The organism is Devosia sp., from assembly GCF_048261455.1.
In the GTDB taxonomy this organism is placed as follows: domain Bacteria; phylum Pseudomonadota; class Alphaproteobacteria; order Rhizobiales; family Devosiaceae; genus Devosia_A.
In genome coordinates this window covers 193,509-207,670 of record NZ_JBLXGA010000001.1, presented here as the reverse complement: position 1 = coordinate 207,670, position 14,162 = coordinate 193,509, and the positions used below count along the sequence as shown (strand labels likewise).

The following is a 14,162-nucleotide window of genomic DNA, read 5'->3' as shown; positions in this document are numbered from 1 at the left end:
CACATATGACTCTGAACAAACTTGCGCGCGAACTGGACGAGACCGCCCGGCAGTCAGCCGCCCTGGTGGATGGGATAACTGAAGCGCTCGAACTGCTGTCCAGCAGCGATGCGCCTTCGGCACAAACGCGCAAGGAAGTGGCCCGAATGATCATCTCGGCGCTGCAGGGACAGGACCGTATCGAGCAGCGCTGCAACAACATGGCTCTGGCCGTGCGTCAGTTCGCCCTGCTGCCGCCTGGTACCAATCCCGCCGTCTACGACGAGATCTGGGCCGAACTGGTCCTCGACGAACTGCGCGTGCCCTCGCTGACCTCGGCCGGTCATCTTTCCAACGGCGACGCTGAACTGTTTTGATGTTTCCGGCCAGTCAGCTGGCCACCCCAGCCAATTCCCAGAGACAAGACCCAGCCTAGCCGGCGACGATCCAGCCGCGCCTTGCGACGAAAGCCTCGAGGTCCGCGGCGCTCATCGGTGGCGCGAAAGCATAGCCCTGCAGCACCGAGCACCCCAGATCGCGCAGAATATCGGCATGCGCCATCGTCTCGACGCCCTCGCCTACCGCTTCGATGTCCATTGACCGGCCGATCTCGACGATCGACTCGACCAGCCGGCGCTGCGCCTGGGACGTGACGATCGGCATCACCAGCTGACGATCGATCTTGAGCCGCTTCGGCTTGAGCTTCATCAGGCTGATGATCGATGCATAGCCGGTCCCGAAATCGTCGATCTCGATATCGATCCCCAGATCCTTCAGCTCCTCGATGTTCCACATCACCGTATCGTCGGTCTCGTCGAGGAAGATCGACTCCAGCAGTTCGAACGACATCATGCCGGGCTGGATGTCCAGTTGCCGAAGCGACGGAATGAGCTGGTCCTCGCGCAACCGCCGCGACGAGACGTTGACCGCGATTTTCGGGATACCGAGCCCACCGTTCCGCCACTTCGCCAGCAGGGTCAGCGACTGTTCCATGATCATGCGGTCGATCGTTGCGACCACATTGAGGTCTTCGGCGACGTCGAGGAAATGCGACGGGGGCAGCAGCCCCTTGGTCGGATGCTGCCAGCGCGCCAGCGCCTCGACGCCGACCACCTCGCGCGTATGCGCATCGAACTGCGGCTGGAAATAGGGAATGAACTGGTGCTGTTCGAGCCCGTTCAGAATCTCGTCGGCAAGCATCTTGGTGCGGACGACGTCGGCCTGCAGCGCATTGGTGAAAAACTCGAACCGGTTGCGACCGCGGCTCTTGGCCCGATAGAGAGCGATATCGGCATTCACCAGCACCTGCGGCGCGTCACAGTCGGCGTCGCCCGCCTTCGCTATGCCCACGGATACCCCGCAGCGGCACTCGTGCCCGTCGAAGAACACCGGTTCGCGCATTTTCGTGATGATCCGGTCGGCGAGTTGCGCCAGACTCGTATCCTCGACATCGCTCAGCGACACGACGACGAACTCGTCGCCGCCGATCCGGGCGACAAAGTCGCCGCTGCGCACATTGGCGCGCAACACCTGTGCGGCATGGCGCAACATGGCGTCACCGGCCGCATGGCCCAGTGTGTCATTGATCTGCTTGAACCGATCGAGATCGATATGCAGCAGCGCCAGTTTGGTCTGGCCTTGGTCCGACCAGCGCGCCAGCACGTCGTCGAGATAGCGCCGGTTTGGCAGGCCGGTGAGCGAATCGTGCAGCGAATTGTGCTCGATCGCCGCCTTGGCCTGCTCCAGCTCGGCATTGCGGGCCTCGCTCAGCCGGTTCGCCAACCTCAGATTTTCATTGAGCGCGACGTCCTGCGACACATCCCAGTTGACCCCGACCAGCTTGGTGCTGCGGCCCGGCGTGTCGTAGACAGTCCCCATCGCCCGGATATTCTTGACAGTCCCGTCCGCCGCTCGGATGCGATATTCCGAATGGTAGCGGCCCGTTACATTCAGCGCGCGCTGAAATTCTCTGATCGCGCGTTCGGCATCGTCGGGATGGAGCGCCCTGCGCCAGTCCGCCGGCGTGCGCGCCTTGCCGTCGTTGGGCATGCCGAACATCCGGTTCATGCGCGTGTCCCATACGAGACCGTTGGTTTCGAGGTCATACTCCCAAACGCCGATCTCCGACGTATCGAGCGCCAGCCCGAGCCGACGCGACAGGGTGTCGAGTTCGGCCTCGCGGGCCCGCAGCGCTTCCAGCGTGCCCTGGCGTTCGAGCATCAGCCGGCCGTTGAGCAGGATCGGCACGCTGACCACCAGCGCCAGCAGCGCCAGCCCAAATCCGATACCCAGCGCACGCCCTGATACCCCCACCCAGCCGCCTTGCGGAATGGCGGCGATCTGCCAGTTGCCGGACGGCAGCGCGATGTCGAGCTTGACCGGGTCGCGCTCGAGCACCTCTGGATTGCCATAGAACGGCGCTGCGACCGGCCCCGCCTCGGTGCGCGCGGAAATGGCGAAGTCGATCGCCTTCTCGGCGGCGGCCAACCGGCTGCGCGCATAGAGCGTCTGGACGTCGATCGTCGCCGACAGCACCCCCCAGAGCGATGTCTCCCGACCGTTTGCGTCAGTGCGATAAACCGGAAAGCGGGTCACGAATGCCTGCCCGCCCTGCACCAGCTCGAGCGGACCTGCCATTACCATCCGACGTTTTTCGATAGCCTGCAGCACGGCATCGCGTTGCTCGGCGTGCTGCCGGTAGTCGAGCCCCAGCACCTTTTCGTTCCCGGCCAGCGGATAGACACGGGTGACGACCAGATCGGGCGCCGCCGCCAGGCTGCGCAACAGGCTATCGCCTTCGAACAGGCTTTCCACCAGATGCGAAAAGCGGGCCTGATCCATGTCCGGCTCGGTCGCAATCGTGGCAACCAGGCCGCGCACCAGTTGGATCGTGGCCGTGATATTTCCATCCAGCCGCGCCCGGACCAGATTGGCTTCCTTGATCACATCGGCCTGCTGACGCTGCTCTTGCAGCACCTGGCTCTGCCACCCGGCAAAGCACGCGATCAGCAGCATGATCACAAACGTCGCCAACGCCGTGAGATCGGCGGGCCTGAATGCGGCTCTTGCTATGCGGGTCACGAAGGACGGCACGTCGGAATGGCTCCAGGTCAGGTGAACACTCACCATTCCGCACATTGCTAAGGGTCATGACTTAAATTTGGATTGAGTATTGATATGAACCAGCGTTAACCACCGCGCCGCTTCAGCGGGCCCATTTGCGCGGCCCGCCGCCGACCCTGTTCAGCCGATTTGCCGCCAGGACTGACTGCCACCAGCCGCGCCCGCAGTCAGACATGCGACTTTAGTATTAGAGATTTCTGCGACTTTAGTCGTATACCGGCGTCTTGACGTTCCTCCCGCCGGCACCGATTGTGTCGCCCACAAGCGGGACCACCGCATTCTGGGGAGTACCATCATGGCCAACGTTACGATCAACAAGGCGGGCAAGCACTACGGCAACTTCGAAGCGCTCAAGGGCGTGTCCTTCGACATCGAGGACGGCGAGTTCGTCGTCATGGTCGGCCCGTCCGGCTGCGGCAAGTCGACCCTGCTGCGCATGATCGCGGGCCTCGAAGAGATCACCTCGGGCGAGATCGGCATCGGCAATCGCGTCGTGAACGACCTGCCGCCCAAGGAACGCGACATCGCCATGGTGTTCCAGAACTATGCGCTCTACCCGCATATGACGGTCGCCCAGAACATGGGCTTCTCGCTCAAGCTCAAGGGCGTCTCCAAGGACCAGATCAAGGAAAAGGTGGATCGCGCCGCGCAGATCCTGGGCCTTGAGAACCTGCTCGATCGCCAGCCGCGCCAGCTCTCAGGTGGTCAGCGCCAGCGTGTCGCCATGGGCCGCGCCATCGTGCGTGACCCGCAGGTCTTCCTGTTCGACGAGCCGCTGTCCAACCTCGACGCCAAGCTGCGCGTGCAGATGCGCTCCGAGATCAAGGAACTGCATCAGCGCCTGAAGACCACCACGATCTATGTGACCCACGATCAGGTCGAGGCCATGACCATGGCCGACAAGATCGTCGTCATGCGCGATGGCGTCATCGAGCAGATGGGCTCGCCGCTCGAGCTGTACGACCGCCCGGTCAACACCTTCGTTGCCGGCTTCATAGGCTCGCCGTCGATGAACTTCATCAAGGGCGAGATCACCCCCGAGGGCTTCAAGACGCCCGACGGCATCCTGCTGCCGGTTCCGGACGTCACCGTGAAGGGCGCCGGCACCTACGGCATCCGTCCCGAGCACCTGCAGATCGACCCGAACGGCATCGAGATTGAAGTCGTCGTGCTCGAGCCGACCGGTTCCGAAACCCAGGTCATCGCCAAGCTCGGCAGCCAGTCGATCACCGGCATCTTCCGCGAGCGCGTCACCGTACGTCCCGGCGAAAAGATGCGCGTCACCCCCGACGTGTCGGTGGCCCACCTGTTCGACAAGGACGGCAAGCGCATCAACTGACGCGCCCAGTCTCCGAAATTACCGGGGCCGCTGCGGGATTTCCCGCGGCGGCCTCGTCGTTCCCGCCCTCAGATGACCCGGCGGCCCTCGCGCCACACGGTGCGGACCAGCGGCACGTCGTCGAGCAGCTTGACCTGCACCAGATCGGCCCGCCGCCCCACGGCAATCTCGCCGCGATCGGTGAACCCGGCCGATCGCGCCGGCTGCCGTGACACCAGCCCCACCGCTGCGGGCAGCGATATCTCGTCTTCCAGCGCGAACACCGACTGCAGCAGGCTCGAGGGCACATAGTCCGAGGACAAGATGTCGAGCAGCCCGTCGCGCGCCAGCTCGCCCGCCGAGACATTTCCCGAGTGCGAGCCGCCGCGCACCACGTTGGGCGCCCCCATCAGGATCGACATCCCGGCCTGCCGCGAGGCATCCGCCGCTTCGAGCGTCGTCGGAAATTCGGCAATCGCGATGCCGTGCGCTTCGGCTTCACTCACCTGCTCCACCGTCGCATCGTCATGGCTGGCAAGCGTGATACCGCGTTCGCGCGCCAACTCGGCAATCGCCTTGCGATGCTGCGCTGCAAATTCCTGAGACTCCGCAATCCGCCGCTCGGCGAACCGCTCGAACTCGGTATCGCTCAGCCGCTTCTTGCGCTGGTAATAGCTGCGATAGGCCTCGATCGAGGCGAACTGCCGCTGCCCCGGTGAGTGATCCATGAGCGAGGCAAGCCTGACCAGCGGGTCCGCTTCGAACGTGTGAAACGTCTCGAGGCAATTGGGGGCCGCCACTTCGCAGCGCAGATGCAGGTAATGGTCGGCGCGCAGCCGGTCCGAGACGATGCTGGCGCGAATCCCTTCGGCCAGCTGCCAGATATCGGCGGCCGACATGCCGTCGTCCGGGTTCAACCCGACCCGCAACGCATCGAGAACCGTCGTGATGCCGGCGGCCGCGACCTGCGCATCATGCGCCTGCACCGCACTCACGGGGTTCCAGCGCACCCCGGGGCGTGGCGCATAGTGGTTCTCGAGATGATCGGTATGCAACTCGACCAGACCAGGCAGCAGATAATCGCCCTCGAGGTCCAGGCCACCGGCAAACGGGCTGCCGATCTCGGCAATCCTGCCATCGACCAGTTTCACCGAACCCAGGATTACCTCATCGGCGAGAACGACCAACGTATTGGTCAGGATCAATTCATCACTCATGTCGGGGCGCCTCCGCGCCAGCGCCTAGCGGCCAATTGTGACGCCGCCAAGAATCCTGCCGACAATCGGGGTGAGAGTCCGGGCAGGAATTCAGGGCAGGAACCCGCCTGCTCACTGCGCCCCTTCTCATCCCACGGCGCTGCGAAAGCCACTGCCGCCTTACGTCGTTGTCTTGCGCGCGCAGGCGTGGCGGATCGCAAAGGCCAGGCCGGCCACAACGAGATAAAAGCCGATGACGACGAACAGCAGCGAGATCGTCGCCAGCACCAGCCACACCAGCGAGACATTCACCAGCGGCCAGCCCCGCGGCCAGGCGACACTCGCGGTCAGACGCCGCTCGGCAACGGCCGGCGTCAACTCGCCGAGATAGGCTTCGAACCCTGGATCCAGCTGAGGCCCGGCGAGGGCCCGCAGCACCCGCGCGCGCGCCGCCGTTGCGGCCTGGCCGAGAACGGCCGCCGCACTGAGCAGCACCACGGCGAGGAACAGCAGCCCGAAACTCGTCACCACGATGATGCTGCCATTGGCAAAGATCAGCCGAATGGTGGTTTCGAGCTCGCGCAGCAGCACCGCCGGATTCACCGACGGCAGCAGCGGCAGCACGAAGGCGAAGATATTGGGGCTTTCACTGCGCAGATAGACGTTCTGCAACGTCACCAGATACCCCATGGCGAACACCACGAAACAGGCGACCACTGAACACAGGAAAAACCGCTCCAGTACCTCGAAGCCCCGCCGCGGATCGGTCGAGCGCAGGTCCGGCACAACCTGGATGTTCGCCGCACGCAGATCCGCCGCAAAGACGAAGCGCACGAAGAGCCCGAATGCCGCCATGAAGGTCACGGCCGCAATGCCGCCGACGAACGGCAGATAGAGATAGACCACACCGGCGAACACCCCGTTCATCTCGATCTTGCGCGTCAGCGCGGTACAGGCGGCGCTCGCGTCCGCGGTGTAAACGCAGATCGGCGCGGCGATCGACCAGTCCGCCTCGAAATCCGTATCGCCCAGCCGCGCGTCGGCCAGCAGCGCCGGCGACACGTAATATTGCCCGGTTACCCGCTCGAAATCGGTCACGATGAACATCGTCGCCAGCAAGCCGGCGAGGCCCGCCACAATTATCACCAGCAGGCGTTGGCGCTTGCGCAGCAGGCCCATGATCGTCTCGGTATCGGGCACCGACCAGTCCGTGCACACGAACATCCGGCGCCGCGACATTTCCAGGATGGCCGCCGAGCCCTGACGAATGGTCTCGGACACGCAATAGACAAAGAACGGTAGAAGGACGCACAGGCCAATCGACCAGTTCAGCGCAAATCCGAACCCGACCTGCTTGCGCACATGCGCAAAGAACGCGCAGGAGACAATTTCATAGTCGGCCGCTTCGCCTTCGCCCGTCCAGCAGACTTCAGCGCTGAAGATGCCCAAAGCGTAGGCGGCAGCAAGAAATGCTGCGCCGACGAAGAACGTGACCAGGGCAAGTTCAATCGACCGCATGAAACACCCTTCTGAACGGCAGCACGTTTACGGCATCCGCCCTCCGCAGACAACAAAACTACATCTTAATCCGTATTTTCTCAAAAAACGCCGCGATCTCGGACGCCCGAGACTGCCAGCCTGCGGCATTTAATTCTGCCCAAAGCGGCACGCCACGGAGCTATTGCAGCAACACTTCTGCGCCAGCGCTGCAAAACCATCCAGGGGTCGCATCGCCGGCATGGCGGCCGGTGAGGGGCGAAAGACAGACTGCAGGCTCCGAGCATTCGGAGAGAGTGACCCAACAAGACCGGACCCCATCGCCCTCTCCCCCTCTCGGGGAGAAGATGCCCGGGTTTTCGCCCGGGCATGACGACCGCGTGGCGCGGTGGGCGGGCGTTCCGCTAGCGCTCCAACGAAATCCCGGCTGCCGCCAGCATGGCGTCGACATCCACCGTCCGGCCCTCGGCGATGGCGGCGTTGGCGGCAATACCGGTGAGAATCGACCAGGCACCCTCCTTGTGGGTCGAGGCGCGATTGTAGCGATCCGGTTCTACCCCCTCGGGGTCGAACAGATAGCCCAGCATCACCGGGTCGGCGCCGCCATGATCGCCTTCGCCTTCCCACACCTCGATCTGCTCCGGGCGCTTGCCCGCGACATGCAGCGTGGTCGTCATGTTGTCCTGGACGGCCTTGTCACGCTCGCCACCGAAGACGCCGTGCACCTCGACATGCCGGTGCGTCAGCTCGCCCTTGGTGCCGTGGAACTTGATCTCCAGGCCTTCCCACGGGCTGTAGGCGCACAGCGTATAGTTGAGGAACACATCATTGGCGTAGCGCACCTGAACCTGCATCGTGTCCTCGATGGTGATGTCATCGGCGAACACGCATTTGTCGCGCTCATAGCCGTCGTCATCCTCGGCATCGAGATAGAGTTCGCGCAGCGCTGCGTCATTGGCGAGGTCGAGCCGGTAATCGCATTTGTCGAAAACCGGGCAGCCGTGGCAACGCGGCCCGTGATCTTCCAGCCCCAGTTCCTTGGCCATTTCCGGCGTATAGAACGCCCGCTTGCCATTGGCGCTGACGGTCTTGGGGGTCGAGTTCACCCACCAGTTCATCAGGTCGAAATGATGCGTAGACTTGTGGACCAGCAGCCCGCCGGACTTCTCCTTGTAGCGGTGCCAGCGCCGGAAATAGTCGGCCCCGTGCACCCGGTCGAGGTACCAGCGGAAATCCACCGCCTCGATCTCGCCGATCGCCCCGCTCATCAGAATGTCCTTCAGCTGCGTACGCGCCGGCGTATAGCGGTAGTTGAAAGTCACCTTGAGCGACTTGCCGCTTTCAGCCTGCGCCTCGAGAATCGCCCGCAGCTTGTCGAGGTCGACCGTCATCGGCTTTTCGGTGAGAACGTCGTGCCCGGCCTTCAGCGCCGCAACGATATATTCGTGGTGCAGATAGTCCGGCACCGTCACCACGACGCCATCCGGCTTCTGCTCATCCAGCATGTGGCTGAAATCTTCGGCGGGGTAGGTGGCGATGCCGTTGCCGCCGGGGTCGGGCACCTTGCTGGCCGACAAGGCCAACCGGGTGGCGTTCACATCACACAGGGCAACGAGTTCGTTTTTGTCCGCATGCGTCTCGGTGATCGCCTTGCGGAACATGGCATGGCGACCGCCAGTGCCGACTATTGCATATTTCAAGTGGTCTCTTCCCGTCAGAACGCGGCAGCCTCTTCCCTGCCGCATTCGGATTAGAGCGCAGTGCCGCCACTCATGGCAAGGCCGCCACGCGCTGGATCTGATCCATGCTTGCCTGCGCAGCTAGCCGAGTTCCGCGATCAGCCCCGTGCTGCGCGCCTCGAACCGCCGCTGCAACAGCAGATACATCACGCTCCAGAACACGCAGTAGCTCATGTAGCCGAAGGCCTGCCAGTCGAGGTCGATGCCGATATCGATCAGCCCGCCGGCCAGTCCGGGCCCGAGCGCCGAAGCCGCCACCATCGCCGCCGTCACCATGGCGCGGATCGCGCCCAGATGCGTATTGCCGTAGATCTCGACCCACAGCGATCCGACCACCGGGTTCATCAGCCCCATGGTGAGCCCGATGCACATGAAGATCAGCGGAATCGCCCACACCGGCGACAGCGTGCCAACGACGAGACAGGCGGTGGCAAGTGGCAGCAGCACCACGGGCATCATCCGGTAGGCGCCGAACTTGTCGACGAGGAACCCGGCGAAAACGCTCGTCCCTGCTGCCGTCAGGCTCAGGAACGGAAACAGCGCCGTCAGCACCGTCAGGTCCCAGCCGCGCAGTTCGGCCAGATGCGCCTGGTGAAAAATGAAAAGTGTGCCGATTGCCGGAGGCCCCATGATGCCGGGTAGCACCGAATAGAACAGTGGATCGCGCAGCACCTTGCCGCGCGTCCAACGGCCCCCGGTCAGCGTCGAACTCGTCGCCCCGTCTGGGTTGATCGTGCCGCTCGCCTTGGCCCGTTTGCCATCGGGCGGATCGCGAAACAGCACCCAGATCAGCGGCGCCACCACGGCGACCAGCATGCAGGCGGTGCCGAACCACACCTGCCGCCAGCCGAACGCGGCGATCGACATGGTGATGATGAAGGGCAGTGTCGCATCGCCCATGGTGAAGCCCAGCCCGGCAAAGCTCAGCGCCCGTCCACGAAACCGGTTGAACCAGCGCGACATGGTCGTCATTGCGATCAGGCTCAGCATGCCCTGCCCGAAGAATCTGAGGCAGGCCAGCGCCATCACCAGCAGCACCACATGCCCCAGGAGCCCCATCGCCACTGCCGTCAAGGCCAGCCCGGCAATCGCCGCCACCGCCAGCCCCCTCGCGCTGAACCGGTCGACCAGTCCACCCACGAACACCAGCAGCGTCGCGCTCGACATCGTCGCGATCGTATACAGCCCGCCGAACTGGCCATGGCTCAGCCCGAAGGTCTCGCGCAGCGCCGTGTTGAACTGCGCGATGAAGATCGTCTGCCCCGGCAGCGTCGCCAGCGTCATCGCCGCGCCACCGACGATCCACTGCACCTGGCGTGGCGTCAGTTCGCTGAGCGGCGGCGATTTCGGGCGCGGCGGATGCGCGAGGCGGGGCGCGGACATGAGCGATATCTGAAGATTGGCCGGATCCGGCGAACGCGGAGCGACGAAAAAGGAGAGACTCCCCGTTTGCGGCCTCAGCCCCCCCGCGTCAAGCCTGCGGCACGTTCCCGGCGTCCATACGCCAGTGACGGGACGCGTCCAGGCGGTCGGGCCATGGCCTCATCCTCCGTACCCGCCGCCACCCCGTCACCAGCGTACCGCAGGGCGGCCCTAGCACGCACCCCGGGCAGCGCGGAGAACATCTGCCGTTAGGGTAACCGCCGCGATGCGCAGAAACCCGGGACCACAGCGGCCTTTTACGCACGTCAAACCAATGAAAACCAATTCACGGTCGACCCCTCAGGCGCTGAACTCACTGGCCTCGCAGCCCTGCATCTGCTAGTTGCGTGACTGATACGACGAACAAATTGGTTCGGATTGGTAAGGCTTCTGGAGGGAACACGCATGGATTTCGCCGCACTGGGCATGGATGGCTCGACACTTGTTATCTGGCTCTCGGTCGTCCTGGTCGCCGGGCTCGCGGCGGGCATCCTGGCGGGCCTGCTCGGCGTCGGCGGCGGCATCATCATCGTGCCGGTGCTCTACCAGCTGTTCACCACCATGAATATCGACCCCGATGTGCGCATGCATGTCGCCGTCGCCACCTCGCTTTCGACCATCATCGTCACCTCGCTCAGTTCCGTGCGCAGTCACCACAAGCGCGGGGCCGTCGATTTCCCGCTGCTGCGCAGCTGGGCACCGTCCGTCTTTGTCGGCGTGGTCCTCGGCACAATTCTCGCCGGGTTTTTGAAAGGCTGGGTGCTCACCGCCATCTTTGCCACCGTGGCGCTCATCGTCGCCCTGCGCATGGTGTTCCGGCGCGAAGGCAATGCCGTGTTCAATGACTTCCCCAATCAGCCCGTCAAGATCGGACTCGGCGGTGTCGTTGGCCTCATCTCCACCATGATGGGCATCGGCGGCGGCACGCTCAGCGTCCCCTTCCTCACCTTTTTCGGCTATGACATGCGCCGCGCCGTCGGCACCGCGGCGGCCATGGGCTTCGTCATCGCCGTCCCCGGCACCATCGGCTACATCATCCTGGGCTGGGGCGAGCCCAATCTGCCGCCGCTGTCGCTGGGCTATGTCAACGTGCTGTGCACGGCGCTGCTCATCCCCTGCACCGTCATTGCCGCGCCCTGGGGTGCCCGCATCGCCCACGCCATTCCGCAGCGCGCCCTTCAGCTGTGCTTTGCCTTCTTTCTGTTCATAACGTCAGCCAAGATGATCTGGGACCTCATTCAACTGCTGAGCTGATGTGACCGCACTCGAACTGCCCCCCGCCCTCGCCGCCCTGTCAGCGCTACGCCAGCGCATTGCCGACGCTCCACAGGGTGCGCGCCTGCCACCCGAACGCCAGTTGGCCGAAGAACTCGGCATCGGGCGGCGCGCGATCCGCCAGGCGCTGGACCGGCTGGAACGCGAAGGCGCCATCTGGCGGCATCAGGGCCAGGGCACCTTCGTCGGCGCTCCGCCCAGCGGACGCCTCAGCGACCGGGTCAGCCCGGTCCAGGTGATGGAGGCCCGCCTCGTCATCGAGCCCGAACTGGCGCGGCTTGCCGCCATTCACGCCACGCGAACCAATGTCGAAAACCTCCGCCGGGCGGCCGCCGCTGTGAACGAAACCACCAGCGCCAGCGACTATGAAAAGGCCGACATCGGCTTTCACCGGCTGATCGCCGAGATCGCCGGCAATCCGCTGCTGCTCGAAATGCTCGACACTGTGCTCGACGTGCGCCGCCGCGCCGACTGGACGCTGATGCGCGAGGCCTCGCACACCGCCGAACGCGCCAGCCGTTTCGTCGCCGCGCATGCGGCCATTCTCACCGCTATTTCCAGCCGCGACCCCATTGCCGCAGAAGCCGCCATGCGCCAGCATCTGCGCGACGTCGCCGTCCACTCGGTCGGCATGGACCCTGGCCCCGCCACGACCCCGGACCACTGATGACCACACCGCTCCCTCGTCCCGGCTTCGCCGATGTCGAAGCCGCCGCCGCGCGCCTCGCCGGCAAGGCCCACCGCACCGCGGTCCTCACCTCGCGCACCGCCGATGCAACGGCCGGCGGAGAACTCTTTTTCAAGCCCGAGAATTTCCAGCGCGTCGGCGCCTTCAAGTTCCGCGGCGCCTATAACGCCATCGCTGCGCTGCCCGACGAGGCGCGCGCCGCCGGCATCGTCACCTTTTCCTCCGGCAATCACGCCCAGGCCATCGCCTGCGCCGCGGCCATGCTCGGCACCAAGGCGACGATCGTCATGCCGCACGACGCGCCCGCCATGAAGCGCGCCGCGACCGCCGGCTATGGCGGCGAGATCATCAGCTATCACCGCTATACCGAAGACCGCACCGAGATCGGCCGCCGCCTCGCCAGCGAACGCGGCCTGACCCTCATTCCGCCCTTCGACCACCCCGATGTCATCGCCGGTCAGGGGACGGTAGCGCTGGAACTGCTGACCGATGTCCCCGATCTCGATACGCTCGTCGTGCCACTGGGGGGCGGCGGGCTCCTCGCCGGCTGCGCCATCGCCGCCCGCCATCTCAACCCCGGGATCAGTATAATCGGCGTCGAACCCGAAGCCGGCGACGATGGCCGGCAGTCGCTGCAACAGGGCAGCATCGTCACCATTCCGGTGCCGCATTCGATCGCCGACGGGGCGCTCACCCCGGCGCTCGGCGCCATCAATTTTCCCATAATCGCCGACCTCGTCGACCAGATCGTCACCGTTCCGGATGCCGCGCTGATCGATGCCATGCGGTTTTTCGCCGAGCGCATGAAGCTCTTCGTCGAACCGACCGGCGCGCTGGCCGCAGCCGCCGCCTTCACCGGCGTGGTCCCTACGGCGGGCCGTCGCACCGGCATCGTCATTTCGGGCGGCAATGTCGACACCGCCCGCTTCGCCAGCCTGCTGGCCGACTAGAGCTGCGGCAGGACGACCAGCTTGGCGAGGCTCTCTCCGGCCCCGATCCTTGCCATCGCCCGCGCCGTCTCGGCCAGCGGATAGACCTCGTCGATCGGCACCCGGATGTCGCCCGACGCCACCATCTGCGCCACGACCGCCATATCACCCTCATCGGGGCGCCAGAACAGCAGGTCGCAGCGCGTATCCGCCTCGCGGCCAAGCGTTTGGCCCCGCAGCGCGGTGGCGAGCAGCGCCCGCACCGACCCGCCAGCGACCACATAACGGCCACCCCGGTTCAGCACCGAAAGCTGCGCCCGCATCGGCCGCCGCGCCATGGCATCCAGCACCGCGTCATAGCGCGCGTCCAGCGCGGCGAAATCGGTTCTTCGATAGTCGAGCACCGTATCGGCACCTAATTCGCGCATCAGACCGGCCTTCGCCGCGCTGTCGACCGCGGTCACGATCGCGCCGGCGCGCTTTGCCATCTGCACCGCAAAACTGCCCATGCCGCCGCCGGCGCCATTGATCAGAACGGATCTGCCCGGCTGCAGTGCCCCACCGAGGGTGAGCCCCTGCCAGGCCAGCAGCCCCGCCTGCGCAATCGTCGCCGCTTCGGGAAAATCCAGTGCCTCGGGCACGGCCGTGAAATAGCGCGGATCGGCGGACGCCAGCTCGGCAAAGCCGCCCCAGCCGCTCTCTGTGAGATCCCCCAGCACCCGGTCGCCCACCCGGAAAGCCGTCACATCCGGCCCGACGCTTTCGACCACACCCGCAATATCGGCGCCGAGGCACCTGTGTTGCGGCCCGAACGGCCCGCCGATCCGCCCCAGCAGATTGCCCGTCAGCTTGTCCCAGTCCCACGAATTGACCGAGGCCGCCATGACGCGGACGATCATCCGTCCCGCCTGCGCCTGCGGCGGTGCCACCTCCGCCAGCCGCAGGCGCTCCGGCCCGCCATATCTCGTGTAAATCGCCGCCCGCATGCGCCCGTCC

11 protein-coding genes are annotated in these 14,162 nt (G+C 65.0%); 5 read left to right on the top strand and 6 right to left on the bottom strand.

What is annotated here, in order from left to right:
* The first annotated feature begins 5 nt into the window (after window positions 1-5).
* Window positions 6-356, top strand: coding sequence for a hypothetical protein (locus ACN0TK_RS00995; protein ID WP_417307565.1), 351 nt, complete (start codon window positions 6-8; stop codon window positions 354-356).
* 55 nt (window positions 357-411) lie between these two features.
* Here the strand turns inward: ACN0TK_RS00995 and ACN0TK_RS00990 are convergent, their stop codons facing one another.
* A complete protein-coding gene (locus ACN0TK_RS00990) occupies window positions 412-3,108 on the bottom strand; it encodes an EAL domain-containing protein (protein WP_417307564.1) in 2,697 nt (898 codons plus the stop codon).
* 289 nt (window positions 3,109-3,397) lie between these two features.
* On the opposite strand from ACN0TK_RS00990, the gene ACN0TK_RS00985 reads away from it, so the two are divergent.
* The gene (locus ACN0TK_RS00985; protein ID WP_417307563.1) at window positions 3,398-4,441 is read left to right on the top strand and encodes an ABC transporter ATP-binding protein; all 1,044 of its coding nucleotides are present in this window, start codon (window positions 3,398-3,400) and stop codon (window positions 4,439-4,441) included.
* Window positions 4,442-4,509: 68 nt separating this feature from the next.
* Here the strand turns inward: ACN0TK_RS00985 and ACN0TK_RS00980 are convergent, their stop codons facing one another.
* The 4 genes from ACN0TK_RS00980 to ACN0TK_RS00965 form a co-directional block, all read right to left on the bottom strand.
* Window positions 4,510-5,637 (bottom strand): alpha-D-ribose 1-methylphosphonate 5-triphosphate diphosphatase, encoded by a 1,128-nt coding sequence (locus ACN0TK_RS00980; protein ID WP_417307562.1) that lies wholly within the window; start codon window positions 5,635-5,637, stop codon window positions 4,510-4,512.
* Between the two features lie 159 nt (window positions 5,638-5,796).
* Window positions 5,797-7,134 (bottom strand): hypothetical protein, encoded by a 1,338-nt coding sequence (locus ACN0TK_RS00975; RefSeq protein WP_417307561.1) that lies wholly within the window; start codon window positions 7,132-7,134, stop codon window positions 5,797-5,799.
* Window positions 7,135-7,517: 383 nt separating this feature from the next.
* Entirely contained in the window at window positions 7,518-8,813 is a 1,296-nt protein-coding gene (locus tag ACN0TK_RS00970) for a Gfo/Idh/MocA family protein (protein WP_417307560.1), read from the bottom strand.
* A 120-nt stretch (window positions 8,814-8,933) separates the two neighbouring features.
* Window positions 8,934-10,235 carry an MFS transporter gene (locus ACN0TK_RS00965; protein ID WP_417307559.1) on the bottom strand — a complete coding sequence of 434 codons (1,302 nt, stop codon included), beginning with the start codon at window positions 10,233-10,235 and terminating at the stop codon, window positions 8,934-8,936.
* Window positions 10,236-10,679: 444 nt separating this feature from the next.
* On the opposite strand from ACN0TK_RS00965, the gene ACN0TK_RS00960 reads away from it, so the two are divergent.
* Genes ACN0TK_RS00960 through ACN0TK_RS00950 form a run of 3 tightly spaced genes read left to right on the top strand, consistent with a single transcriptional unit; the run spans window position 10,680 to window position 13,187 of the window.
* Window positions 10,680-11,528, top strand: coding sequence for a sulfite exporter TauE/SafE family protein (locus ACN0TK_RS00960; RefSeq protein WP_417307558.1), 849 nt, complete (start codon window positions 10,680-10,682; stop codon window positions 11,526-11,528).
* A 1-nt stretch (window position 11,529) separates the two neighbouring features.
* Window positions 11,530-12,216 (top strand): FadR/GntR family transcriptional regulator, encoded by a 687-nt coding sequence (locus tag ACN0TK_RS00955; protein ID WP_417307557.1) that lies wholly within the window; start codon window positions 11,530-11,532, stop codon window positions 12,214-12,216.
* Window positions 12,216-13,187, top strand: coding sequence for a threo-3-hydroxy-L-aspartate ammonia-lyase (locus ACN0TK_RS00950; protein WP_417307556.1), 972 nt, complete (start codon window positions 12,216-12,218; stop codon window positions 13,185-13,187). The genes ACN0TK_RS00955 and ACN0TK_RS00950 overlap by 1 nt, the downstream gene beginning before the upstream one ends.
* Here ACN0TK_RS00950 and ACN0TK_RS00945 read toward each other — a convergent pair.
* Window positions 13,184-14,152, bottom strand: a complete 969-nt coding sequence (locus ACN0TK_RS00945; RefSeq protein ID WP_417307555.1) for an NAD(P)-dependent alcohol dehydrogenase — start codon at window positions 14,150-14,152, stop codon at window positions 13,184-13,186. The two genes, ACN0TK_RS00950 and ACN0TK_RS00945, sit on opposite strands and share 4 nt — an antisense overlap.
* Window positions 14,153-14,162: the final 10 nt, after the last annotated feature.